This window comes from Mycobacterium sp. HM-7, from assembly GCF_053852335.1.
Genome location: NZ_CM132657.1, coordinates 1935760 through 1959649 on the forward strand (window position 1 = coordinate 1935760; position 23890 = coordinate 1959649).

General features: G+C 69.2%; 23 protein-coding genes. 14 read left to right on the forward strand and 9 right to left on the reverse strand.

The genetic code is table 11. The features are described 5' to 3' along the window. Genes ripC through ACWW1C_RS09290 form a run of 3 tightly spaced genes read left to right on the forward strand, consistent with a single transcriptional unit; the run spans position 1 to position 3146 of the window. Complete coding sequence (gene ripC, locus ACWW1C_RS09280; protein ID WP_455983158.1) at positions 1–1164, forward strand: peptidoglycan hydrolase RipC; 1164 nt, start codon at positions 1–3, stop codon at positions 1162–1164. Positions 1165–1223: 59 nt separating this feature from the next. Then, positions 1224–1961, forward strand: a complete 738-nt coding sequence (locus ACWW1C_RS09285) for a peptidase (protein WP_455983159.1) — start codon at positions 1224–1226, stop codon at positions 1959–1961. Positions 1962–1979: 18 nt separating this feature from the next. Continuing rightward, positions 1980–3146, forward strand: coding sequence for a glycosyltransferase family 4 protein (locus ACWW1C_RS09290; protein ID WP_455983160.1), 1167 nt, complete (start codon positions 1980–1982; stop codon positions 3144–3146). 6 nt (positions 3147–3152) lie between these two features. Here the strand turns inward: ACWW1C_RS09290 and ACWW1C_RS09295 are convergent, their stop codons facing one another. Continuing rightward, the gene (locus tag ACWW1C_RS09295) at positions 3153–4943 is read right to left on the reverse strand and encodes an AMP-dependent synthetase/ligase (protein WP_455983161.1); all 1791 of its coding nucleotides are present in this window, start codon (positions 4941–4943) and stop codon (positions 3153–3155) included. Between the two features lie 119 nt (positions 4944–5062). Here ACWW1C_RS09295 and ACWW1C_RS09300 point away from each other — a divergent pair, with 119 nt between their 5' ends. The 5 genes from ACWW1C_RS09300 (at position 5063) to ACWW1C_RS09320 (ending at position 8436) form a co-directional block, all read left to right on the forward strand. Beyond that, positions 5063–5452 (forward strand): polyketide cyclase / dehydrase and lipid transport, encoded by a 390-nt coding sequence (locus tag ACWW1C_RS09300; protein WP_455983162.1) that lies wholly within the window; start codon positions 5063–5065, stop codon positions 5450–5452. Between the two features lie 104 nt (positions 5453–5556). Then, positions 5557–5994 (forward strand): SRPBCC family protein, encoded by a 438-nt coding sequence (locus tag ACWW1C_RS09305; RefSeq protein WP_455983163.1) that lies wholly within the window; start codon positions 5557–5559, stop codon positions 5992–5994. Beyond that, on the forward strand, positions 5987–7240 hold the full coding sequence (locus tag ACWW1C_RS09310; RefSeq protein ID WP_455984208.1) for an ArsA family ATPase: 1254 nt from the start codon (positions 5987–5989) through the stop codon (positions 7238–7240). The genes ACWW1C_RS09305 and ACWW1C_RS09310 overlap by 8 nt, the downstream gene beginning before the upstream one ends. Then, positions 7237–7647 carry a hypothetical protein gene (locus ACWW1C_RS09315; protein WP_455983164.1) on the forward strand — a complete coding sequence of 137 codons (411 nt, stop codon included), beginning with the start codon at positions 7237–7239 and terminating at the stop codon, positions 7645–7647. The genes ACWW1C_RS09310 and ACWW1C_RS09315 overlap by 4 nt, the downstream gene beginning before the upstream one ends. An 87-nt stretch (positions 7648–7734) precedes the next feature. Next, positions 7735–8436, forward strand: coding sequence for a lysophospholipid acyltransferase family protein (locus tag ACWW1C_RS09320; RefSeq protein WP_455983165.1), 702 nt, complete (start codon positions 7735–7737; stop codon positions 8434–8436). A gap of 4 nt (positions 8437–8440) precedes the next feature. Here ACWW1C_RS09320 and ACWW1C_RS09325 read toward each other — a convergent pair whose 3' ends face one another. Then, the gene (locus tag ACWW1C_RS09325; protein ID WP_455983166.1) at positions 8441–9712 is read right to left on the reverse strand and encodes a glycosyltransferase 87 family protein; all 1272 of its coding nucleotides are present in this window, start codon (positions 9710–9712) and stop codon (positions 8441–8443) included. Positions 9713–9823: 111 nt separating this feature from the next. Here ACWW1C_RS09325 and ACWW1C_RS09330 point away from each other — a divergent pair, with 111 nt between their 5' ends. Together ACWW1C_RS09330 and ACWW1C_RS09335 are read left to right on the forward strand one after the other, a co-directional pair. Beyond that, the gene (locus tag ACWW1C_RS09330) at positions 9824–10663 is read left to right on the forward strand and encodes a hypothetical protein (protein WP_455983167.1); all 840 of its coding nucleotides are present in this window, start codon (positions 9824–9826) and stop codon (positions 10661–10663) included. After that, on the forward strand, positions 10664–11158 hold the full coding sequence (locus tag ACWW1C_RS09335) for a polyadenylate-specific 3'-exoribonuclease AS (RefSeq protein ID WP_455983168.1): 495 nt from the start codon (positions 10664–10666) through the stop codon (positions 11156–11158). 29 nt (positions 11159–11187) lie between these two features. On the opposite strand, the gene ACWW1C_RS09340 is transcribed toward ACWW1C_RS09335, so the two are convergent. The 5 genes from ACWW1C_RS09340 to sigC form a co-directional block, all read right to left on the reverse strand. Further along, positions 11188–12639, reverse strand: coding sequence for a copper resistance CopC/CopD family protein (locus ACWW1C_RS09340; RefSeq protein ID WP_455983169.1), 1452 nt, complete (start codon positions 12637–12639; stop codon positions 11188–11190). Continuing rightward, positions 12636–13331 carry a YcnI family protein gene (locus ACWW1C_RS09345; RefSeq protein ID WP_455983170.1) on the reverse strand — a complete coding sequence of 232 codons (696 nt, stop codon included), beginning with the start codon at positions 13329–13331 and terminating at the stop codon, positions 12636–12638. The genes ACWW1C_RS09340 and ACWW1C_RS09345 overlap by 4 nt, the downstream gene beginning before the upstream one ends. A gap of 34 nt (positions 13332–13365) precedes the next feature. Continuing rightward, entirely contained in the window at positions 13366–13935 is a 570-nt protein-coding gene (locus tag ACWW1C_RS09350) for a DUF5134 domain-containing protein (RefSeq protein WP_455983171.1), read from the reverse strand. Positions 13936–13963: 28 nt separating this feature from the next. Further along, the gene (locus tag ACWW1C_RS09355; RefSeq protein ID WP_455983172.1) at positions 13964–14422 is read right to left on the reverse strand and encodes a hypothetical protein; all 459 of its coding nucleotides are present in this window, start codon (positions 14420–14422) and stop codon (positions 13964–13966) included. A 75-nt stretch (positions 14423–14497) separates the two neighbouring features. Further along, positions 14498–15052, reverse strand: a complete 555-nt coding sequence (gene sigC / locus ACWW1C_RS09360; protein ID WP_455983173.1) for an RNA polymerase sigma factor SigC — start codon at positions 15050–15052, stop codon at positions 14498–14500. Positions 15053–15254: 202 nt separating this feature from the next. Here sigC and ACWW1C_RS09365 point away from each other — a divergent pair, with 202 nt between their 5' ends. Then, positions 15255–17420 (forward strand): heavy metal translocating P-type ATPase, encoded by a 2166-nt coding sequence (locus tag ACWW1C_RS09365; RefSeq protein ID WP_455984209.1) that lies wholly within the window; start codon positions 15255–15257, stop codon positions 17418–17420. Positions 17421–17484: 64 nt separating this feature from the next. Here the strand turns inward: ACWW1C_RS09365 and ACWW1C_RS09370 are convergent, their stop codons facing one another. After that, positions 17485–19473 (reverse strand): cytochrome c oxidase assembly protein, encoded by a 1989-nt coding sequence (locus ACWW1C_RS09370; RefSeq protein ID WP_455983174.1) that lies wholly within the window; start codon positions 19471–19473, stop codon positions 17485–17487. A 107-nt stretch (positions 19474–19580) separates the two neighbouring features. On the opposite strand from ACWW1C_RS09370, the gene ACWW1C_RS09375 reads away from it, so the two are divergent. Next, on the forward strand, positions 19581–20945 hold the full coding sequence (locus tag ACWW1C_RS09375; RefSeq protein WP_455983175.1) for a PepSY-associated TM helix domain-containing protein: 1365 nt from the start codon (positions 19581–19583) through the stop codon (positions 20943–20945). Next, on the forward strand, positions 20942–21598 hold the full coding sequence (locus ACWW1C_RS09380) for a DUF5134 domain-containing protein (protein ID WP_455983176.1): 657 nt from the start codon (positions 20942–20944) through the stop codon (positions 21596–21598). The genes ACWW1C_RS09375 and ACWW1C_RS09380 overlap by 4 nt, the downstream gene beginning before the upstream one ends. Before the next feature lie 13 nt (positions 21599–21611). Here ACWW1C_RS09380 and ACWW1C_RS09385 read toward each other — a convergent pair whose 3' ends face one another. Beyond that, positions 21612–22334, reverse strand: a complete 723-nt coding sequence (locus ACWW1C_RS09385) for a zf-HC2 domain-containing protein (protein ID WP_455983177.1) — start codon at positions 22332–22334, stop codon at positions 21612–21614. A gap of 112 nt (positions 22335–22446) precedes the next feature. On the opposite strand from ACWW1C_RS09385, the gene ACWW1C_RS09390 reads away from it, so the two are divergent. Further along, entirely contained in the window at positions 22447–23832 is a 1386-nt protein-coding gene (locus tag ACWW1C_RS09390; RefSeq protein WP_455983178.1) for a class II 3-deoxy-7-phosphoheptulonate synthase, read from the forward strand. Positions 23833–23890: the final 58 nt, after the last annotated feature.

Genomic DNA, 23890 nt, shown 5'->3' on the forward strand with positions numbered 1-23890 from the left:
TTGAGTCTTCACCGCACGCACCGCACCATATGCGGTCTTAAACGACCAGTAGCCGGTGCGATCGCGGGGCTCACCATACTTGGCAGCGCATTTGCGGGCAACGTCCTGGCCGAGCCGGCGGACGACGCCGTAGCAAAGCTCAACGAGCTCTCGCGCCAGGCCGAGCAGACCACCGAGGCCATGCACGCCGCGCAGCTCGATCTGGACAAGAAGCTGGCTGCCGCGAAGGCCGCCGACACCAAGCACGAGGCCGCCGCCGCAGCCGCGGAGGTCGCCAAGGGTGACCTGGCTACCTATCAGACGTCTGTCGACCAGATTGCTGCAGCGCAGTACATGGGTGGCCGCACCGACGGCATCGACGCCATCCTGACCGCCGATTCCCCGCAGGGCCTCATCGACCAGCTCTCGGTCCAGCGTGTGATGGCCAGCGAGATGTCCGCGCAGATGGCCAACTTCCACAGCGCCTCCGACTCCGCCACCAAGGCCGAGGCCGACTCGGCCAAGTCGGCGTCCGAAGCCAAGACCGCAGCCGAGCAAGCCGCGGCGGTGCGGGCCGACCTGCAGTCCAAGCAAAGCAAGCTGCAGGTGCAGATCGCCATCGTCAAGTCCCGCTACACCGCGCTGACGCCGAGTCAGCGGCAGGCCCTCGCCGCGCTACCGCCGGCCCCGGCCGCCGCGCCGCCGGCCCCGCTGCCGGACGGTGTGCCGCCGGCTCCTGACGCGCTGCCGCCGGCACCTGGCCAGGATCCGTCCATCAACGCCGCCGGTCCCAACCCGCCGGCCGAGGGCGCACAGCTGCCGGACATCGCCGGCGGTACCGCCGCCGGACAGATCGCGGTACAGGCCGCACTGACCCGGATCGGTGACCCCTACTCGTGGGGCGCGGCCGGACCCGGCGCGTTCGACTGCTCGGGCCTCGTGATGTGGGCGTTCCAGCAGGCGGGCATCTCGCTGCCGCACTCGAGCTACGCGCAGGCCGCCGGCGGACAGCCGGTGTCGCGTGACCAGATGCAGCCCGGCGACGTCGTGACCTACTACTCCGACGCCTCGCACGTGGGCATCTACATCGGCGACGGCATGATGGTCCACGCCTCGACGTTCGGTGTGCCCGTGCGGGTGGCACCGGTCGACAACGCGCCGATCTACAACGTGCGTCGCTACTGAGCCTCTCCCGTCGCGTAGTTCTCGGCGTATTCGCCGCAGAGGCGGCTGCCGCCGCATTCGTGCTGAGGCGCGGCCACACCGTTGACGCTCCGGTCGGTCCGTCGCGGCCAGGGCCACCTCCGCCCGCGCCGCCGACCACCATACGGCTGGCCGACGGCCGGAGCGTCGACCTCCTCGTCCTGGATCCTGGTTCGACCCTGCCCGGACGAATCACCCGCGAACTCGACGGCGCGGCCGCCGCGATCACCGCTTTCTGGGGCGACGACTGGCGCCGTCAGATCACCATCGTGACCACCGGTACCGACGAGGAATTCCGGGCGCTGGCCGGTGGGAAAGAGGAGTTCGCCGCCGCCACCACCGTCGATCGCATCGTGTTCGCGCCCGGTGCCGCCGCGATGGGGCCCGGCGCGCTGCGAATTGTGTTGCGCCACGAGCTTTTCCACTACTCGTCCCGGCCCGTCACGGCCGCCGACGCGCCATGGTGCCTGACCGAGGGCCTTGCGGACTACGTCAGCCGCCCGCGTACCGCGCGACCCGCACCCGCAGACATGGCCGTGCTGCCCGGTAATGCCGATTTCCAGGTCACCGGGCCGGCGCTGTCGTTGGCGTACGACCGTGCTTGGTGGTTCGCCCGGTTCGTCGGTGCGCGGTTCGGCGATCCGGCCCTGCGCCGGCTGTATCTGGCCGCGTGTGGCGTCGGACATCCCGACCTCGACACCGCGTTGGCCGCGACTCTCGGCTCGGACCGCGACGCTTTGACCACCCAGTGGCGGCAGTGGCTCGCGGCCCGGGGCTGACGCGATAACCTGACCGCGATGTCATCCCCGTCGCTCCGCTCGCCCCAGACGTCCCGGGTGCTGCTGCTGACCAACGATTTTCCACCCCGCCGCGGCGGCATCCAGTCGTATCTGGAGAGCCTCGTCGGCGAGCTGGTCGGTCGCGGGTCGCACGAGCTGACGGTGTACGCCCCGAAATGGAAGGGCGCGCCGGAATACGACAAGGCCGCCGCGGCCGCCGGATATGAGGTGGTCCGCCATCCGACGACGCTGATGGTGCCCGAACCGACCGTCGCGCTGCGGATGCGCCGCCTGATCGCCGAGCACGACATCGACACGGTGTGGTTCGGCGCGGCCGCACCGCTGGCGCTGCTGGCCCCGCTGGCCCGCGACGCCGGGGCGACCCGGGTGGTCGCCAGCACGCATGGCCACGAGGTGGGTTGGTCGATGCTGCCCGTCGCGCGAAACGCGTTGCGCCACATCGGAAACAACACCGACGTGGTGACCTTCGTCAGCCACTACACGCGAAACCGGTTTGCCGCGGCGTTCGGGCCGGACGCGGCACTGGAGTACCTGTCGCCCGGGGTGGACGTCGACCGCTTCGTCCCCGACGAGGTGGCCCGGGCGGAGTTGCGGGCCCGCTACGGGCTGGGGCGGCGACCGGTGATCGTCTGCCTGTCGCGTCTGGTGCCACGCAAGGGGCAGGACATGCTGATTCGGGCACTGCCCACGATCCGGCACCGGATCGACGGCGCCGCGCTGGTGATCGTCGGCAACGGGCCGTATCGCGACGATCTGCAGAAGCTGGCCCAGCGCTATGACGTCACCGACCACGTGGTGTTCACCGGCGGGGTGCCCGGCGACGAGCTACCCGCGCACCACGCGATGGCCGACGTCTTCGCCATGCCGTGCCGTACCCGGGGCAGTGGCCTCGACGTCGAGGGGCTCGGCATCGTCTTCCTCGAGGCTTCCGCGTGTGGTGTGCCGGTGATCGCCGGTGATTCCGGTGGCGCACCGGAAACCGTCGTCGAGGGCAAGACCGGCCACGTGGTCGACGGTCGCGACGTCGCCGCGATCGCCGCCGCCATCGGTGACGTCCTGGCGGACCCCGACCGGGGCGCCGCGATGGGCGCCGCCGGCCGTCAGTTCGTCGTCGACAACTGGCAGTGGAAGCTCAAGGGCGAGCGGCTGTCAGAGCTGTTGTAGCTCTGCTCAGCTGTAGAGCGCCGCGATCTCGGCCGCGAACTTCTCCGCGACCACCTTGCGCTTCACCTTCAGCGTCGGCGTCAGCTCGCCGGTGTCCTCGGTGAAGTCGACCGGGAGAATCTGGAACTTCCGGATGGCCTCGGCTTTGGACACCGTCTGGTTGGCGTCGTCGACGGCCTTCTGGATCTCGGCGACGAGTGCCGGGTCCGCGGCGAGGTCGCCCACCGAGGCGCCGGCGTCCTTGCCGTTGCGCTGCTTCCAGCCCTCGAACGCCTCGGGGTCGATGGTGATGAGCGCGGCGATGAACGGCTCCTGATCGCCGACGCACATGGCCTGGCTGATCAGCGGGTGCGCGCGCATGACGTCTTCCAGCGGGGCCGGGGCGACGTTCTTGCCGCCGGCGGTCACGATGATCTCCTTCTTGCGCCCGACGATCGACAGGTAGCCGTCGTCATCGATGGCGCCGAGGTCACCGGTGTGGAACCACTCGTCGGTGAAGGCCTCGCCGGTGGCGGTCGGGTTGTTCCAGTAGCCGCTGAACACCACGCCGCCGGACAGCAGCAGCTCGCCGTCCTCGGCGATGCGCATGTTGTTGCCGGGCACCAGTTTGCCGACGGTGCCGACCTTCAATTCGCCGATCCGGTTGACGGTGATGGCGGCGCTGGTCTCGGTCAGGCCGTAGCCCTCGTAGATCGTGACGCCGACGCCGCGGTAGAAGTGGCCGAGACGCGCGCCGAGCGGGGCACCGCCGGAGATGGCGCCCACGCACTCGCCGCCCAGGGCGGCCTTCAGCTTGCCGTACACCAACTTGTCGAACACCGTGTGCTTGAGGTTGAGCAGCAGGCCGGCACCACCGGGGGTGTCCTGGGCCTTGCTCCACTCGATGGCGGTGTCGGCGGCGATCTGGAAGATCTTGCCCTTGCCGTCGTTCCGGGCGTTCTGCTCGGCGGTGTTGTAGACCTTCTCGAACACGCGCGGCACCGACACGACCAGCGTCGGCTTGAACACGCCGAGGATCGGCACCAGATTCTTGATGTCGCTCGTGAAGCCCAGGGTCACCTGGTTGCTGAAGCCGGCCACCGCGACGGCGCGGGCCAGCACGTGCGCCAGCGGCAGGAACACCAGGAGCTTCTGGCCCTTGGCCAGCAGGTCGGGGAAGCAGGCCTTGACGCCGCGCAGCTCCGACAGCAGGTTGGCGTGGGTCAGCTGGCAGCCCTTGGGGCGGCCGGTGGTGCCGGAGGTGTAGATCAGGGTGGCCGGGTCGCTCGACTTGATCGCGGCCAGGCGGGCGTCCAGCTCGGCGCGGTCCACCCCGGCGCCGGCGGTGGCCAGCTGCTCGAGTGCGCCGCCGTCGATCACCAGCACCTCGCCGAGGGTGGGCACCTCGGCCCGGATCGACTCGATCTTGGCGGCGTGGGAGTCGGCCTCGGCGAATGCCAGGACGGCGCCGGAGTCGGCGAGTACGTGCCGGATCTGATCGGCGGCGGAGGTCTCGTAGATGGGCACCGTCACCGCGCCGATCGACAGAATGGCGAAGTCGATGATCGGCCATTCGTAGCGGGTCGCCGACAGCAGCACGACGCGGTCGCCGGCCTTGACGCCCTTGGCGATCAGGCCGAGTGCGGTGGCCCGAACCTGGGCGGCGACATCGGCGCTGGTCACATTCGTCCAGGCATCTCCGACCAGGCGCTGGATGGCTACGTGGTTGGGATCATCGCGCTCGAGGGAGTACACCGGGGCGACGACATTGTCGTATTCGCCGATGGTGAACGATGCGGGAACGCTGAACTCACGCACGGTATGGCCTTTCGGGTCTGGGCAAAGCAGTACTGGCAGCAGTGCCGTGACAGCAATGCCGTGCTCAGCGTAGTCGGGTGCTTCATCACACTGTGGGGGCGTATGTGAAGCTGGTGGGGATGAACAGCATCCAGATCGCCGACGAGACCTTCGTGTGCGCCGACCCAGCCGCAGTCGGTGCCGCCGTGGCGAACCCGAGCAGCTGGCGGCGCTGGTGGCCGGACCTCAAGCTGACGGTCGTCGAAGACCGCGGTCCGGCGGGGCAGCGGTGGACCGTCGCCGGCGCACTGACCGGCACCATGGAGGTCTGGCTGGAAGCCGTGATGGACGGCGTCGTGCTGCATTACTTCCTGCACGCCGAGCCGGCGGGTGTGTCCGGCGCGGCGTTGGCCGACCTCAACCTGGCCGACCTCAACCACCGTCGCCGAGTGGCCGGGAAGAACATGGCTTTCGAGATCAAGACCGACCTCGAGCGGACCCGCCCGGTGGGCGTATCCAGGTTGGCTTGAGGCCCGGATCACCCGGCCGGCGCTGGGCGCTGGCGGTACATTGAGAGCTCGGCAGACGGGCGCCTGACGCCTGCGCCGGCATCGTCAACTCGGGAAGTGGACACGTGGCGGACAAGACTGCGCAGACCATCTACATCGACGCCGACCCGGCGACCGTGATGGACGTCATCGCCGATATCGGCTCGTACCCCGACTGGGTCGCCGAGTACCCGGAGACCGAGGTCCTGGACGTCTACGCCGACGGTTACCCGAAGACGGCCCGGATGGTCCTCGACGCCACGGTGCTCAAGGACACCATGGTGTTCGCCTACCAGTGGCCCGCCGACCGCAAATCGGTGAGCTGGTCCCTGGTGTCCAGCTCCCTGCTGAAAGCGCTCGAAGGTACATACCGCTTGGCGCCCAAGGGTTCTGGTACCGAGGTGACGTACGAACTGTCGGTCGACCTGATGATTCCGATGATCGGATTGCTCAAACGCAAGGCTGAGCGCCGCCTGACCGACACGGCACTCAAGGACCTGAAGAAGCGAGTCGAGTCTGAGTGAGACGGACCCTGCTGGGCGTGCCAGGATCAGTCTGTTCGTCGGTAAGGGTGGAGTAGGCAAGTCGACGGTGGCCACGGCCACCGCGGTGCGTGATGCCCGGGCCGGTCAGCGGGTGCTGATCGTGTCGACGGACCAGGCCCACTCCACCGGCGATGTCCTCGGTGCGGACGTCCCGCCGACCGGCCTACGGGTGCCCACGCAGGTGCCCGTCGACGACGGCGCCGGCGTCGTGCTGGATGCCCTGGCGCTCGACACCTTGGCGCTGCTGGAGGCGCGGTGGCGTGAGGTGGCCGCGGTGCTGGTCGCGCGGTTCCCGGAATCCGATGTGGGAGACGTTGCACCGGAAGAACTTTCGGCACTGCCCGGGATTCAGGAGGTGCTGGGGCTGCACGAGGTCGCCGAGCTCGCGGCGTCGGGCAACTGGGACCACGTGATCGTCGACTGCGCCTCGACCGCCGACGCCATGCGGATGCTGACCCTCCCTGCGGCGTTCGCCCTGTACCTGGAGAAGGCGTGGCCGCGGCATCGGCGCCTGTCGGTGGGCCTGGCCGATGCGAAGACGGCCGCCATGGTCGTCCTCGTCGAGCGCCTCGCCGCCGCCACCGAGGCGCTCGGTGCGCTGCTCGATCAGCCGGACGTCACCGCGCACCTCGTGCTCACCCCGGAACGGGTCGTCGTCGCCGAGGCGGTGCGGACGCTGGCCTCGCTCACCCTGATGGGTGTGCACGTGTCCGAGCTGATCGTGAATCAGGTTCTGATCCAAGACGATTCGTACGAGTACGTGAACCTGCCCGCGCATCCCGCCTTCGACTGGTACGCCGAGCGCATCGCCGAGCAGCGCAGCATGCTCAGCGACCTGGATGCCGCCGTCGGTGATGTGCGTCTGGTGCTGGTGCCGCACCTGGCCGGCGAGCCCATCGGGCCGAAGGCGCTGGGGGAGCTGCTGGAGGCGTCGCGGCTGCGGCACGGCGCCCCGCCACCCGCCCCGCCGCGTCCCATCGTCGACCGCGAATCGGGCTCAGGATTGGCCGCTGTCTACCGGCTGCGGATAGAATTGCCGCAAATCGACCCGGAGTCTCTGACGCTGGGGCGCGTCGACGATGACCTGATCATCGGCTCGGGTGGCACCCGGCGCCGGGTACCGTTGGCATCTGTCCTGCGCCGCTGCATCGTGATCGGCGCGACGTTGCGCGGCTGCGAACTGACCGTCCGTTTTCGCCCAGACCCGGAGGTGTGGCCCAAGTGACGCACACCAATTTCGGGGCGGATGCGCTGGGCGACCTACCGGTGGACCTACGGCTGCTGGCCCAGGCCCTCATCGACAAGATCGATCCCGTGGTGCGACTTTCCGTGGCCATGATCGCCGACGGTGAGAACCCGAGTGCCTGCAACCAGGTGTGGTGCCCAGTGTGCGCGCTGGTCGCGTTGGCCAACGACGAGCAGCATCCGATGCTGACGGCCATCGCCGAACACAGCACCAGTTTCCTGGACGCGGTGCGCGCGGCGCTCGCCGACCAGGGGCCTGCCGGCGCGCCTCCCGAACCGCCGACGGATCCGTCCGGTCCCGGTGGCAAGCACCGTCAGCCCGACGATCCGGAGGGCCCACCAGGTCCGGGTCGATATCAGTCCATTCCGGTATCTGTGGAGGAATGACCAGTCCGCTGCGGGCTGTGGTCGGGCCGACAGTCGGTGGGTAAAGTTGTCGGGGGCACCGTCCGGGGGCCCTCAGCGGGAGGTTCGATGTTCTTCTGGTTCTACAAGTACATCTTGATGGGCCCGTTGCTGCGTTTTCTGGGTCGGCCGAAAGTCACGGGGCTGGAATACGTCCCAGACCAGGGGCCGGTGCTGTTGGCCAGTAACCACCTGGCCGTAGTCGACAGCTTCTACCTGCCGCTGGTGCTGCGTCGCCGAATCTTCTTCCTGGCCAAGGCCGAGTACTTCACCGGCACCGGCATCAAGGGCAAGCTGATCAAGTTCTTCTATTCGTCGACCGGGCAGGTCCCCATCGACCGCACCAATGCCGACTCGGCGGCGGATGCGCTGGCGGCCGCAGCCAAAATCCTGGACCAGGGCAAGTTGCTCGGCATGTACCCCGAGGGCACCCGCTCGCCGGACGGAAAGCTCTACAAGGGCAAGACCGGGCTGGCCCGCATTGCGCTGGAGACGGGCATCCCCGTCATTCCCGTCGCCATGATCAACACCGACGTGGTGAACCCGCCGGGCAGCAAGATGTGGCACCGTGCCCGCGTCGAGGTGAAATTCGGCAAGCCGATGGACTTCCGCCGCTTCGAGGGCCTGGCCGGCAACCGGTTCATCGAACGCGCCGTGATCGACGAGGTCATGTACGAGCTGATGCGCCTCTCGGGCCAGGAGTACGTGGACCTCTACGCGGCCGACGTCAAAGAGGGAAAAACACCGCCGGCCGAGATCAAGGCCGGCTGAACTCCTAGTTCGTCGCCGAGACCGGCGCGATGTGTTCCGTCGCGCCGGTTGACGGCGTGCCGCGGCCGGTGATCGTGCCTGCCGCCGCGATCACGGCAAGCCCCCACCACACGTACGAGCTGCCGATCACCTGACGCCACAGTGTCGCGTCGGTCTCGTGGTGCTCGGGCAGCAGCCGGATCGGCGTGAAGACCAGCAGGAAGGCGCCGACCGCGCTCACCGTGGCGAGGGCGGCGCTGCGTTCCCGGTAGGCGACGACGGTGATGGTGACCATGGTCGGCAGAGCCCATACCCAGTGGTGTGACCACGACACCGGCGACACCACCAGGCCGAACATCGCCACGCACATCAAGGCCAGCACCGGCTGTCCCGCGCGGAGCACGCGATGTGCCGCCCACACCGTCAGCGCCAGCACCACGAAACACAGCAGCACCCACAGCACGAACCGCGGCGTCGCCGTCAACCCGAACCGGGCGAGCGTGCCGGAGATGTTCTGGTTGGTGTTGAGCGTCGCGGTGCCGATGCGGTCGGTATTGCCGATCGTCTTGGTCCAGTACTCAAGCGAGTCGCGCCACGCCAGCGCGAACGCGACGAGCGTGACGGCGGCCGACGATGCCACCGTGGTCAGCAGAGCCCGGAAATCGCGACGCAGCAAGAAGAACAGCAGGAACACGGCGGGGGTCAGCTTGAGGGCGATCGCCACGCCGAGCAGGATGCCGCGCGGCCACGGGGTGCGGCGCGGGACGCAGTCGGCGATCACCAGCGTCATCAGGACGACGTTGATCTGACCGAAGTTGAAGTTGGCCCGCACCGGTTCCAGATAGAGCACGGCCGGTCCGACGATGGCGGCGGCCAGCCAGCAGCGGCGGGCCAGGGCCGAGCCGCCCAGCTGCGACTGCGGCCAGACGTCCAGCCGGGTCAGCACGATCATGATCGACACCAGCAACAACACGAACGTCGTCACCGTGATGGCAATGCTGGCTCCGGGCAGGGGGAGCCAGGCGAACGGTGCGAACATGATGGCGGCCAGCGGCGGGTAGGTGAACGGCAGGTCGACGCCTGCCTCCGTGCGGAAAATCGTGCTCTCGCTGTACAGCGGGGTGTTGTTCAGCCAGGCGCGGCCGCCCATCCGGTACACGTCGATGTCGATCCGGTAGGGCGTATGACCCAGCAGCCGCCAGGCGCCCCATACCAACGTCACCACGGCCAGCAACTGCAACAGCCGCCAGGCCAGCCATCCAGCGGAGGTAGGCCACAACCCCGGTCTGATACGCATCTCGCCGGACAGCCTATCGGGGGGACCGGCGCGTCGGTGCCCTGCGGGGCGGTGACACGCGTACCCGGGCGTAAGTTTCTGGCCGTGCGGTCGCCCTTACCTACGGAGTTCGTGTCCAGTGGGCGGCTGCCGTTGTTGTGGTGCCTGATTGCGTTCATCCTGACGTTTATCGTGACGCGCACCGTGGTGCGCTATATCCGCGCTCACGCCGACAACCCGGCCCCGCGCAAATGGTGGCAGCCACGCAACTTCGGTCACGGCAGCCTGCACATCCACCACGTGGTGATCGGGGTCGTGCTGGTGATGGTGTCCGGGGTGACGATGGTGACCCTGGCGGTCGACGGCGGGGTCCCCGAATTCACCGTGGCGGCAATCTTTTTCGGTATCGGTGCGGCCCTGGTCCTGGACGAGTTCGCGTTGATCCTGCACCTGTCCGACGTGTACTGGGCCGAGGACGGCCGCACCTCGGTCGACGCGGTGTTCGTCGCGATCGCGGTGGCCGGGCTGCTGATCCTGGGGTTCAACCCGCTGTCGTTCTTCGACATCACCGTGTGGCGGGACGACCAGGACGTGGCTGCCCGGATCATGGTGGTGGCGCTGGCCCTCGTCACGCTGGCGATGGCGGTGATCGTGCTGCTCAAGGGCAAGGTGTGGACCGGCCTGATTGGGATGTTCATCACACCGCTGCTGGTCATCGGTGCAATCCGGTTGTCGCGACCGCACGCGCCGTGGGCCCGCTGGCGCTACACGAGCCGGCCGCGCAAGATGCATAAAGCGCTGGAACGCGAGCGGTGGCTGCGCCGGCCCGTGGTGCGGGCGAAGCTGTGGTTACAGGATGCGGTCGCCGGTATGCCAAAGTTTCCCGACGACGCGGCCGTGGACCAACAGCTCGACCGCGAGATCCACGCGGCACCCGCGCCGCCGGACCGAACGCCGACCGAGGTTGCCTGAATGAAGTTTTTCTACGACACCGAGTTCATCGACGACGGTCGCACCATCGAACTGATCTCGATCGGTGTGGCCGCCGAGGACGGGCGCGAGTACTACGCCGTCTCCTCGGAGTTCGACCCCGACCGGGCCGGCTCCTGGGTGCGTAAGAACGTGCTGCCGAAGCTGCCGTCACCGTCGTCGAAGGTGTGGCGGTCGCGCCGGCAGATCCGCTCGGAGCTCGAGGACTTCTTCAACATCGACGGCGACGAGCCGATCGAACTGTGGGCCTGGGTCGGCGCGTACGACCACGTCGTGCTGTGCCAGTTGTGGGGGCCGATGGCCGACCTGCCGCCGGCCATGCCGCGCTTCACCCGGGAACTACGGCAGTTCTGGGAAGACTGTGGCAGCCCGCGGCTGCCGGCGCGGCCGCGGGATTCGCACGACGCCATCGTCGACGCGCGGCACAACCTGGACCGCTACCGGCTGATCGCCGAGATGATGACGGCGCCCAGATAATTCGACCCAGCTAGCTCATCCGCTGAAATTCACCAGGCTCGGAACGGCACACCGGCGACGGCGGCGTCGTTCGGGCCGAACTGCACCGTCAGCTGCAGCGTCCACAGCCCCGGCCGCGGCGCCGTCGCGTAGCTGCTGTGCCAGCGGCCGTCGGGGCCCGCGGTGAAACGTACCGGCAGGGAGGCGATCTCGGCGCTCGACAGGGTGCCGCGCAGCGCCGTCGCGCCGCGGACAGTGACATCGATCGGGATGGCACCATGCCGGGTGGTGTCGAGATGTACCCGCGCCTCGCGACCCTGATCCAGAGCGGTGGTGGCGGTGAATTCAGGGCCGTAGGTGGTGCGGGCCGGCGGCTCACCGGTCAGGACCGTGGTAACGATTAGGACCGACACGGCGAGCGCAGTCTCCAGCGGCACGGTGCGACGCAACCGCTCCGGGGTGAGTCGACGCCGGCCCAGATACGCCAGGGCCGCCATGAGGGTCACCAGAAAGATCTTGACGCACAAGGCCATCCCGTAGCCGGTGGACCACAGCGACTCGATGGGCGACACCTGCCGCCAGGCCTGGTATTCGCCGCTGAGCAGGACCGCCGCGACACAGCCGAACGCCACCCGCGACCACCGCTGTAGTTCGCCGCTGCGGCGGGCGGGCAGGACCGCCAGTGTCAGTACACACAGCCCGCCCAGCCACAGCGCCATGGCCAGCAGGTGGACAGTGGTGACGGTGGTGGCCGGCCACGGGTCAGGGCCGGCCGAAGCGTGCCCCGAGGCCGCGACGGTGGCCGCGAGCGCCGTGGCAAGCGAGAGGAACACCGCAGTACCGGCGCGGGTGGTCACCGCAAGCACGACGAGGAGGGTCGCCTGCAGGTAGAGCCGGACATCTGCTCCGGTACTGACGGCGTCGACGACGGTCGCGGCGGCCAGCAGCACCCATCCGACGCCGGCCAGCACGCGGATCCGGCGCAGTGTCAGCGCCCAGCCCCACACCAAGCGGGCCGCCGCGAGTACGCCGACGCACAGCACCAGACCGGTGTACGTCAGGCCGCGGGCCACGTCCGCCGCCAACGACGACGAGGCGACCGGGCGCACCTCCGCCGGTGCGTCCGGCACCTGCTGGACGCCGAAGCTCACCGAGCCGGACACCTCGTGCCCGTCGGCCGACATCAGCCGCCAGGTGGCGGTGTAACTGCCGCGCGGCAGGTTCGTCGGCAGCTCGAGCTCGACGGTGGTGTTGCCCGACTGCTGCCGCACACCCTGGTCGACGCGCGTCCCGGTTGCCGAAATCACCTGTACCGCACCCGAAATCAGGCGAACCGGTTCATCGAAGGTCAGCGTGACCCGGCTGGGCGCGGCCGGCAGGGTGGCGCCGTCGACCGGATCGCTGGAGACCAGGACGGCATGCGCGTGCGCCAGGGGCGCCGGCAGCAGGAGTGCGAGCAGAGCTGCCAATAGGACGACCGGCAGTGCTGCGACCGATCTCAATTCTTTCGTCGTGACATCGCCAGGTTAGCGATGCCCAGCAGCAGCGCGACCACCGACACGGCCAGCGCCGTCAGCCCCGGCCACGCCGGTGTCGCGGACGCCTGGGCAGCGGCTGCGGGTCGGTCGTGGTCGCCGCCCGCGGGCTTCAGATGCAGGCTGGGCGCCGGGTGCTCGGGCTCGGGCTGCCCCGGGGTGGCCTTCTCGTTCCAGTTCACGGTCTTGCCGTCGCTGTAGGTCTGCACGGCGGGCAGTGTCAGCGTGTTGGTCTTGGGCAGCGGGCCGGCCGAGATCGCGAAAACGTTGAACTGATGCGGCGGGATGGCGGCATCGGGGGCGGTGGCCTTCCACTCGACGGACGAGACGTAGTCGGTGACCTCGGCGCCGTCGTCATCCTTCTGCGGAGCGGGCAGCTTCTTCTTGGTGATCGTGGGGGTCCAGCCCGCCTTCTGCTGCGTGCTGACCGAGATGATCGGCTGGTCGTCGGGCAGGACGACCAACAAAGAAGTGGTCGACGCGGTGTCCGACTCGGTCGGCACCCGGAAGTTCAGTACGCCCCAGCCGCCCTGGGTGGCGTCGCCGGTGACCTTGACGTGGGCGGCGGCCGGTGCGGCCAGGGCGACCGTGCAGGCGGCCGTCGCGGTGACGGCGGCAATGGCCTGCATCGGCTTGGGGGCCTGAAACAGCTTGGGCATGTTGTCCTTTCGGGGCGGTGAGAGGTTTAGAGGTTCAGAGAGCCATGACGGCGAAGGCAGCGCTCATTCCGAGTGCCATGAGCAGGTCGGCGTACGGGCGCTTCGGCCCACGCACCAGCAGATAGAACCACCACAGTGCGGCGACGCAGAATCCGGCCGCGAGCACGGCGCACACCACCGTGAACCAGGCCGGGGGAGTCACGGCAATGGCGCCGTGACCGAGATGCGCGCTGTGATGACCGGAGGCTTGCGCCCCGGAACCCGCCACTGCCACCGGAATCCCGGCGTTCGGCGCCATCAGCAGGCCCATCGACGCCATCGCGGCCATCATCGTGCAGTGGTACACCGGGTGCGGCAGCTCGAAGCCGAACAGGGCGAGATAGGCGAAGTACAGCGCGCCGGCGGTGAACACGAGGACGTACACCAGCGGCGACACCCGCATGCCGGCCGGCCACAGCATCGCGATCATCCCGGCCGACGCCAGCGCATGCAGCACCCCGACGCCGCGCTGGCCCGGTACCCGCCGCCCGGCGCCCGCGAACAGCAGCGCCGCCACCGCGAACACGGCAGTCAGCGCCCAGCGCAGGGCGGAATCGGCGATCACGCTGTCATTAGTCGTACGAAACCGGTGTTCAGTTCCCGGAAGGCTTGAACCGCATGTCGGGTTGAGACCGTTCCAACGGCGTCAGCACCACACCCAGCCAGCACACGGCCAGCGTCGCGGCTGACACGAAGCCGGCCAGCGGCCACCACACGGCTACGCGGGCCGGTGACGTCTGGCACCACCAGACCGCGCCGAACCCCGCCGCGGTGGCCACGCCCGACAGATACAACGCCGCGCAGCTCACGCGAAACCGCTTGCGCCACAGCGCCGTTGCCGATGCCACCGCGGCCAGGGTGAACAGGATGGCGACGACCTTCAGCACCCATCGATGCGATTCCGACCAGCTGATCCCTGCCGACACCGCGAGCACGACGACGGCGACGGCGGTGGGGTAGCGGCGTGCGGGACCGATCCAGACCTCATCGAACACCCGGCGCCCGATGGCGCTCAGGGTGTGCTCGAGGTCGATCGCGTGGCGGGTGGACAAGCCGAACTCCGTTCAGTCTGCAGACCAGTTTCGCAGACTTGGTCGGATGAGCGGCGGCGTGGGTTCCGGGGCGGCTCAGCCCGCGCTCTGGTCCTGGTTCCCCGCCCGAAGCAGGTCGTCGCGGGCTCGGGCGACCCGGGAGCGGATGGTGCCGACGGGGCAACCGCAGATTTCGGCGGCCTCGGCGTAGGACAGGCCCAGCACCTGGGTCAGCAGCAGCGCTTCGCGGCGGTCGGAGTCCACGCCGTCGAGCAGCATGCGGATTTCGACGATGTCCTCGAACCGGGCGGTCGGCTGGTGCATGTCGATGACGGTCTCGGGTTCGATGGCGCCGCTGCTGCGCGGGCGGCACTGCTTGCGCCGGATGTGGTCGACGACGACGCGCCGTGCGATCGACAACAGCCAGGTGCGGGCGGTCGAGCGGCCACGGAACCGGGGCAGCGAGCCGAGCGCCCGCAGGTAGGTCTCCTGCGTCAGGTCGTCGGCGCTGCCAGGCTCGTCGAGATAGGCGACGGTGCGCCACACATCGCGCTGGGTAGCCTTGATGAACTGCTCCAACGCGGCGCGATCACCCCGACCGGCCGCCAAGGCGAGGCGGGTCACCTCGTCGTCATCGCCGCGGCTGTTCACGGCCCGACCATATGTGACGACCGCCGGGAACTCACAGCCGGGCACGTCCGACCAATATTTTGGGCAGCTCGGTTCCCGCGGGGACAATAGGAGGATGATGACGGCCAGCTCGGTCAGCACAGTGGTCGGCAGCGCCGAGGACACGGCAGGCGCTGCCACAGCTGCCGACGACTTGCGTCGGGTGCAGCTCGACGTGACCGGCATGTCGTGTGGCGCCTGCTCGGCGCGGGTCGAGCGGACGCTCAACAAGATGCCTGGCGTCCGCGCCTCGGTGAACTTCGGCACCCGCGTGGCCACGGTCGACGTCCTTCCCGAGGTCGCCGATTCCGATCTGTGCGACGCGATCCGCAAGGCCGGCTACGAAGCCGAGCCCCGCTCCGGGGTGATCGCCGGCGACCGCGACGACGAAGACCTGTCGCACGCCCACTATCTGCTGCGCCGCCTGTTGGTGGCCGCGGTGCTGTTCGTCCCGCTCGCCGATCTGTCGGTGATGTTCGCCGTCGTCCCCAGCACCCGCTTCACCGGCTGGCAGTGGGTGCTCACGGCGCTGGCCCTGCCGGTCGTCACGTGGGCGGCCTGGCCGTTCCACCGCGTCGCGTTGCGCAATGCTCGCAACCGCGCGGTCTCCATGGAGACCCTGATCTCGGTCGGCGTGTCCGCGGCCACGATCTGGTCGCTCTACACAGTGTTCTTCGGGCACCACGCCACCGAGGCCACCGGCATCTGGCAGGCCCTCGTCGGCAGCGACGCGATCTACTTCGAGGTCGCCGCAGGCGTAACGGTGTTCGTGCTGGCGGGCCGCTATTTCGAGGCCCGCGCCAAGTCCAAGGCGGGCAGTGCGCTGCGGGCGCTCGCGGCGCTGAGCGCCAAGAACGTCACGGTCCTGCTTGCCGACGGCACCGAAATGGTGATCCCGGCCGAGGAACTCGCCGAACAGCAGAAGTTCGTGGTGCGCCCTGGCCAGACCATCGCGGCGGACGGACTCGTCGTCGAGGGCTCGGCCGCCGTCGACACCAGCGTCATGACCGGCGAAGCCAAGCCGGTGCGGGCGACGCCCGGCAGCAGCGTCATCGGCGGCACGATCGTCCTCGACGGCCGGCTGATCGTCGAGGCGGCCGCCGTCGGCGCCGACACCCAGTTCGCCGGCATGGTCCGGCTGGTCGAGGAAGCGCAGGCGCAGAAGGCCGAGTCGCAGCGGCTGGCCGACCGCATCGCTTCGGTGTTCGTACCGTGTGTCTTCGGCATCGCCGCGCTGACCGCACTGGGCTGGGCCCTGGCCGGCGCAGGGCCCGACAAGGTGTTCGCCTCCGCGTTGGCGGTCCTGGTGATCGCGTGCCCGTGTGCGCTGGGCCTGGCCACGCCGACGGCGATGATGGTGGCGTCCGGGCGTGGCGCCCAGCTCGGCATCTTTTTGAAGGGGCACCGGTCGCTCGAGGCGATCCGCGCCGTCGACACCGTCGTCTTCGACAAGACCGGCACCCTGACCACCGGGCACCTCGCCGTCACCGCGGTCACCGCGGTGGACGGTTGGGAGTCCGACGATGTGCTGGCCCTCGCCGCGGCGGTGGAGTCGGCTTCCGAACATGCGGTCGCGGTGGCGATCACCACGGCGGCGCCGGATCATCCGGATGTCAGCGACTTTCAGGCCGTTCCGGGTCGCGGCGTCGTCGGCACCGTGGGGGAGCGCGAGATACGCATCGGCAAGCCGTCGTGGGCGGCCGGCCGGGCCGCGGTGCCCGCGGCCCTGGCCGAAGCGCGCCGAAGTGCCGAATCTCGCGGGGAGACGGTGGTTTTCGTGGCTGTCGACGACCAGCTGTGCGGTGCCGTCGCGGTCGCTGATGCGGTCCGGGAATCGGCCGCCGGCGCCATTGCCGCGTTGCACGAGCGTGGGCTGAAGACCATCCTTTTGACCGGCGACAATCCGGCGGCCGCCGCCGCGGTGGGTGCCGCGGTGGGAATCGACGACGTCATCGCCGACGTGCTCCCGGACGGCAAGGTCGACGTCATCCAACAGCTGCGCGACCGCGGACGCATGGTCGCGATGGTCGGTGACGGCATCAACGACGGCCCGGCGCTGGCCTGCTCCGATCTGGGTCTGGCGATCGGCCGCGGCACGGACGTCGCGATCGGCGCGGCGGACATCATCCTGGTCCGCGACAGCCTGGATTCGGTGCCGCAGGCCCTGGACCTGGCCAAGGCGACCATGCGCACCATCCAGATGAACCTGGTGTGGGCGTTCGGCTACAACATCGCCGCCATCCCGGTGGCGGCGGCCGGCCTGCTCAACCCGCTGATCGCGGGTGGGGCCATGGCCTTCTCGTCGTTCTTCGTGGTGTCGAACAGCCTGCGGCTGCGCAACTTCAAGTGATTTGTGCACGATTTTCCGCGTGTGACGCGGATTTTCGTGCACAAATCACTGGTTGACGTCGGGATTACTGCTGGCCGCGCTGGCGGGCCAGTTCGCGCAGCATGGCGTTGTAGGCGTCCAGGTCGTCGTCGCCGTAGTTGGAGTCCGAGTGCCGGTCCGAGCGCGATGCGGCGCGGCGATCCTGCTTGGCCCACTGCGCCACCAGGGCGATGACCACCAGGATCACCGGCAGTTCGCTCGAGCCCCAGGCGATCGCGCCGCCGAGGTGCTGATCGGCGCCGATGCTCGACAGCCAGGGCAGGCCGACGAACTTGTAGAACGGCCCGCCGATGGTGTCGGTCATGGTCATGGTCGCGATGCCGAAGAAGGCGTGAAAAGGCATGACCGCGAACAACAATCCGAGCCGGCCCAGGAACGGCAGACGCTTCGGTCCCGGGTCGATGCCGATGATGCCCCAGTAGAAGAGGTAGCCGACCAGCAGGAAGTGCACGCTCATCAACTCGTGGCCCCAGTGGTAGCGGACCAGCGTGTTGAAGATCGGGGTGAAGTACACCGCGTACAGCGACGCCACGAAAAGCACGAAAGCCACGATCGGATTCGACAGTGCGGCCGTGACTTTCGAGTGCACCAGCCACAGAATCCATTCGCGCGGCCCAGGCGGGGCGCCCTCACCGGCGGGCGACAGCGCACGCAGCGCCAGGGTCACCGGGCCGCCCAGCACCAGCAGCACCGGGACGAACATGTTGAGGGTCATGTGCTCGCCCATGTGCACGCTGAACATCGCCGACCCGTAGGCGCGCACACCCGAGCTGCTGGTGAAAAGCAGTGCGCCACAACCGATCAGCCACGCGATCAACCGGCCCACGGGCCACTCGTCGCCGCGGCGACGCAGCTTCAGGTACCCGTAGACATACAGCCCGGCGAGCGCGATCGCGCCGACGCCGATGAACGTGTCGAACCGCCAGACCGTCAGCAGCCGAACCACGTTCGGCGGGTCTGGCAGCTCGTAGCCGAGGAAGACATCCCAGGTCGTGTACTTGTGGTGCAGCAGGCGCGGCGCCGTCTGCACCGCCATTGCGGACACCGCGGCGAGCGCGGTGATCGCAGGCAGGCAGCTGGCCAACCGGGACGGCTTGCCGCGGCCCAACGCCGCGACGTCGGTGATCCAGGAGGCGGCCAGCGCGATCGCGGCCACGATGGCCCACCGGCCATATCCACTGCCTGTCAGGCCGGTGGGGCCGAGCTGTTCGGCCAGTAGCAGCACGCCGTAGATCAGCGCCGCGGTTCCGCTTGCCACCTGGATGACGAGCACCCGCCGGTACAGGCCGGCAGCCGGCGGACTGACGACGGCCGCGATCTTCGTGCCGGCCAGCACGGCCAGCGCCACGGCGAACACGATGACCGCGCTGGTCGTGTAGTCGTGGTCAGGACCTTCGCTCGCGTTCCCGGTGACCGGCAGCGCCAGCACGCCGATCACGCTGGGCAGCAGCAGCACGACCATGGCGATCCACCGCACGCTGAACCGGAGCGTCAGTGCCACGACCGCGGCACACACGGTGGCGACGACCCAGCCGCGGGCCATCTCGGATGCGCCGATGGCCTCGCCCAGCCGGCCGCTCTCCACGAGCCGCAGCGCGGGTGCGCCGGCGTCGGTCGCGGCCTGCACGACGACCATGAACGCCGAGGCGACCAGCCAGACCAGCGAAACCCGTTCCAGCACAAGGTGGATGCGGAAGGCCGGCGGGTCGATGATGCCGTTCGAATCGGGGCGGGCGGTGGTGACGACGTAGGCCAGGCCGCCGAGGCAGACCGCGGCGGCGAGGATGGCCGTGAAGTACCCGACAGGTTCGGCGCACGAGGTGAATGTCCCGGGGTAACTGTCGCCCGTGGCGACGAAGCGCTGGTCGCCCGAGACGATCGCGTAGGTGACAAGGGCAGCTACCGCGGCCAGATAACCCAACAGCGGCACGAGATGATCCCGTCGCTTCACTCGCCCTGCGGCGAACCTGCCGGCCTGGCGCGGCGACGGCGCCTCGTCCGAGCCCATCGACATACCGGCCTTCCACCTGAAGAACTGATCACCGCCAGTCTACGACCAGGTGTCGTAGAAATTTTCCGGGCGCAGGAACTCCTGGCGCCGCCGGCCGACCAATACCAGTTGTGAGTCATACCCAACTGCCCGAATCGGACGTTCCTGTCGCGTCCGATCCATCGGTGTGGAAGCGCTTTCGCCCGGCATTGCTGCGGCTGCACTTCTATGCCGGCCTGTTCGTCGCGCCGTTCATCCTCATCGCCGCGGTCACCGGGCTGCTGTATGCGGTGATCCCGCAGATCGACAGCGCGGTGTACCGGCACGAGCTCACCGTCGACCGGGTCGGCGAACGGCAGTTGCCCCTGGCCGGTCAGCTGGCCGCCGTCCGCGCCGCCCATCCGGAGGGCACCGTCACCAGCATCCGGCCGCCTGCCGCGCCCGACGAGACGACGCAGGTGACGCTGGCAGTCGACGACGTCCCGGCCGACTACGCGCGCACGGTGTTCGTCGACCCGTACACCGGCGCGATCCGCGGCGCCCTGACCACCTACGGCCAGTGGCTGCCGGTGCGGGCCTGGTTCGACGAACTGCACCGCAACCTGCACCTCGGGGCTGTCGGTCGGAACTACAGCGAGCTGGCCGCCAGCTGGTCGTGGGTGATCGCCGGGGTGGGGCTGCTGCTGTGGATCGGACACAACAGGGGACAACCGCGCCGGCTGGTCGTCCCGGACGTGCGGGCGTCCGGACGTCGCCGGCTGCTGTCGTGGCACGGCACGCTCGGGGTCTGGATTCTCGCGGCGGTGGCGCTGCTCGCGGTGTCGGGGATGACGTGGTCGCGGTTCGCGGGTGAGAACGTCGCCCAGTTGCGGACGCAGCTGAGCTGGACCAGCCCGTCCGTGGACACCGCACTACCGGGGCAGGCCGCGGGCGCGCCCCTCGACGAGGCCACCGCGCTGCGCGGGGCCGACGCGACGCTGCGGGTGGCGCGCGACGCGCACCTGCGGACTCCGATGTGGATGTATCCGCCGGCGACGACCGGCCAGGGCTGGCAGGTCGCCGAGCGCAAACGTGACTGGCCGACGCAGTACGACGCGATCGTCGTCGACCCGGCGACCAGCAAGGTGACGTCGCGGCTGGACTTCGCCGAGTGGCCGCTGATGGCGAAAATGACCGACTGGGTCATCGACCTGCACATGGGCATCCTGTTCGGCCTCGTGAACCAGCTGGCGCTGATCGCGGTCGCCGTCGCGATGATCGTCGCGATCCTGTTGGGGTACCGGATGTGGTGGCGACGGCGGCCCACCCGGGGCGGCCTGCCCACCGGTCAGCGTCGCGGCGCGCTGGCGGCGCTGCGTCCCTACGAGGCCGCGCTGCTGGTGCTGGTTCTGGCCGGCGTCGGCTACTTCGCGCCGCTGTTCGGCCTCACGCTGGCCCTGTTCGTCGCGGTCGACGTCGCCCTCGGCTGGCGCCAGCGCCGAAAGGCCGCCCAGTGATCGCCGACATCTGGCTCCGGTTGTTCGTGACCGGCCTGTTCCTGCTGAGCGCCGCGCAGTGCGTCTACGCCCTGATCACGGCGCGAGCGGACCGGACCCGGGTCGACCAGACGAGTCGTGCGCTACATCTGCTGATGGCCGTGGCGATGCTGGTCATGGCGTGGCCGGCGGGGATGGCTGTGCCGAACCGGCCGCCGATGGTGTTCTTCCTGCTGGCCGCGGGCTGGTTCGCCGTGGTGTCGGTGCTGCGTGCCGGCCACCGGGTCGCCGACGGCTACCACGCGGTCATGATGCTCGCGATGGCGTGGATGTACGCCGTGATGGACGGGCAGGTGCTGCCCGCACAGTGCGCCGGGACCGCCGTCGACGCGCCGAAGTCGGCGTCCTCGATGCCGTCGATGCCGGGCATGGACATGTCGGGGACGACGGCGCATTCCGGCGCGATGGGAGCCTGCGGGCACCCGTCGGCATGGGTCGGCGCGGTGAACTGGGCGGTCACCGCGCTGTTCGGTGTTGCCGCGCTGTGGTGGGTGATCCGCTATTTCGGCGTGCGGCAGCAGCGCCCCGTCGCCCCGGCCCGTCTGTGGTTCGCGGTGGCCTGTCAGGCCATGGCGGCGGCCGGGATGGCGATCATGTTCGCCGTGCTGGTTTAGCCGGTCCGGGCGCTCAGGCCGCGTTGCCGTCGGTGGGCCACAGGTGGCCCCGGCGGCGGCCGCGGGACGCATTGTCCGGCAGCGTGATGTCGTCCAGGGTGGGTGCCGCGTCGCGGTCCGGCCGTGGCGGCTCGAGGGGGTGGCGGCGCCACACCAGCACCGTCAGCACCACTCCGGCCAGCGCCGGCAGATGGCTCAGCATGCGGACCGCGCCCACCGCGCCGGTCAGTCCGTCGACGACGACGTAGCCGGTGAGTACCAGGGTGAAAACCCCGCCGACGATCGCCAGGCCCATGGCCGCGGCGGGCCGGGCGGCGGCGACCAGCATGCCGACGCCGAGTGCGACGGACCAGGCCGTCGACTCGTTGACCACGTGACCGCCCATCGAATGTCCGACATGCACGCCGATGCTGACGCCCGCCGCCTGCAGCACGGCCAGGACGATCTGGATGGCGCCCACCGCCGCGAGGCCGCCGCGCAGCCAGTCGATACCGGCGTGGTTGCCGGGCAATGCCGCGGCGGCGGGTGGCGCGACGCTGTCGGCCACCGCGGTGATCCGGGTGCGATCAGAGGCGATCAGCCCACGCAGCAGCTGCATCTGGCTGTTCATCTCGTCCTGCCACTGCCGGCACTCGGGGCAGGTCGCCAGGTGCTCGTCGACGCGGCGCGCGGGGACGGGTTCGTGCTCGCCGTCCATCCGCGCGGACAGCGCCTCGCGGGCAATCTCGCACTCCACATCGTCAATAGTCGCGCACCGGGCCCGGTTTTCTCCCGGTGGTCCCAAATCTGTCGTTCGGTGCCAGATTGGCGGGTAAATACCCGCTGGTCGGCGCCGGTACCATAGACACGTGAACTGGACCGTCGACGTACCCATCGACCAGCTGCCCGAGCTGCCCCCGTTGCCCGAGGACCTGCGCGCGCGCCTTGCCGACGCGCTGTCCCGTCCGGCGGCGCAGCAGCCCAGCTGGCCCGCGGACCAGGCTGCTGCGATGCGCAAGGTGCTCGAAAGCGTGCCGCCCATCACCGTGCCGTCCGAGATCGAGAAGCTCAAGCTCCAGCTGGCCGAGGTGGCCCAGGGCCGGGCGTTCCTGCTGCAGGGCGGCGACTGCGCCGAGACCTTCGTCGACAACACCGAGCCGCACATCCGGGCCAACATCCGGACCCTGCTGCAGATGGCCGTCGTGCTGACCTACGGCGCCAGCATGCCGGTGGTCAAGGTGGCCCGCATCGCGGGGCAGTACGCCAAGCCGCGCTCGTCGGACATCGACGCGCTGGGCCTGACGTCCTACCGCGGCGACATGGTCAACGGTTTCGACCCGGACCAGGCCGTGCGCGTGCACGACGCGTCGCGCCTGGTGCGCGCCTACGCCAACGCCAGCGCCGCGATGAACCTGGTGCGCGCGCTGACGTCGTCGGGTCTGGCGTCGCTGCAGCAGGTGCACGAGTGGAACCGCGAGTTCGTCCGGACCTCGCCGGCGGGTGCCCGGTACGAGGCGCTGGCGGGCGAGATCGACCGTGGCCTGAACTTCATGACGGCCTGCGGCGTCAACGACCGCAACCTGCAGACCGCCGAGATCTACGCCAGCCACGAGGCACTGGTGCTCGACTACGAGCGCGCCATGCTGCGGCTGTCCACCGAATTCGACGAACCGCGCCTGTACGACCTGTCGGCGCACTACGTCTGGATCGGCGAGCGCACCCGGCAGCTCGACCATGCCCACATCGCGTTCGTCGAGACCATCGCGAACCCGATCGGTATCAAGATCGGCCCGACGACGACGCCCGAGATGGCCGTCGAGTACGTGGAACGCCTTGACCCGCACAACATCCCGGGCCGGCTCACGCTGGTCAGCCGGATGGGTAACGGCAAGGTGCGCGACGTGCTGCCGGGCATCATCCAGAAGGTCGAGGCCTCCGGCCATCAGGTCATCTGGCAGTGCGACCCGATGCACGGCAACACCCACGAGAGCTCGACGGGCTACAAGACCCGGCACTTCGACCGCATCGTCGACGAGGTGCAGGGCTTCTTCGAGGTGCACCGCGCGCTGGGCACCCACCCGGGCGGTATCCACGTCGAGATCACCGGTGAGAACGTCACCGAATGTCTTGGTGGCGCACAGGATATCTCCGACGACGACTTGGCCGGCCGCTACGAGACGGCGTGCGACCCGCGCCTGAACACCCAGCAGAGCCTGGAGTTGGCGTTCCTCGTCGCGGAGATGCTGCGCGACTAGAACTGCCCGCCGAGTGGCCACTTATCGCACGATTTTTTCCGAGAATTCCGTGCCGTAG

Excerpts from the sequence above, each read along its gene's own strand:
- ACWW1C_RS09290 (WP_455983160.1), top strand. The coding sequence starts at position 1,980 with ATGTCATCCCCGTCGCTCCGCTCGCCCCAGACGTCCCGGGTGCTGCTG.
- ACWW1C_RS09300 (WP_455983162.1), top strand. The coding sequence starts at position 5,063 with ATGAACAGCATCCAGATCGCCGACGAGACCTTCGTGTGCGCCGACCCA.
- ACWW1C_RS09320 (WP_455983165.1), top strand. The coding sequence starts at position 7,735 with ATGTTCTTCTGGTTCTACAAGTACATCTTGATGGGCCCGTTGCTGCGT.
- ACWW1C_RS09325 (WP_455983166.1), bottom strand. The coding sequence starts at position 9,712 with ATGCGTATCAGACCGGGGTTGTGGCCTACCTCCGCTGGATGGCTGGCC.
- ACWW1C_RS09335 (WP_455983168.1), top strand. The coding sequence starts at position 10,664 with ATGAAGTTTTTCTACGACACCGAGTTCATCGACGACGGTCGCACCATC.
- ACWW1C_RS09345 (WP_455983170.1), bottom strand. The coding sequence starts at position 13,331 with ATGCCCAAGCTGTTTCAGGCCCCCAAGCCGATGCAGGCCATTGCCGCC.
- ACWW1C_RS09365 (WP_455984209.1), top strand. The coding sequence starts at position 15,255 with ATGTCGTGTGGCGCCTGCTCGGCGCGGGTCGAGCGGACGCTCAACAAG.
- ACWW1C_RS09370 (WP_455983174.1), bottom strand. The coding sequence starts at position 19,473 with ATGTCGATGGGCTCGGACGAGGCGCCGTCGCCGCGCCAGGCCGGCAGG.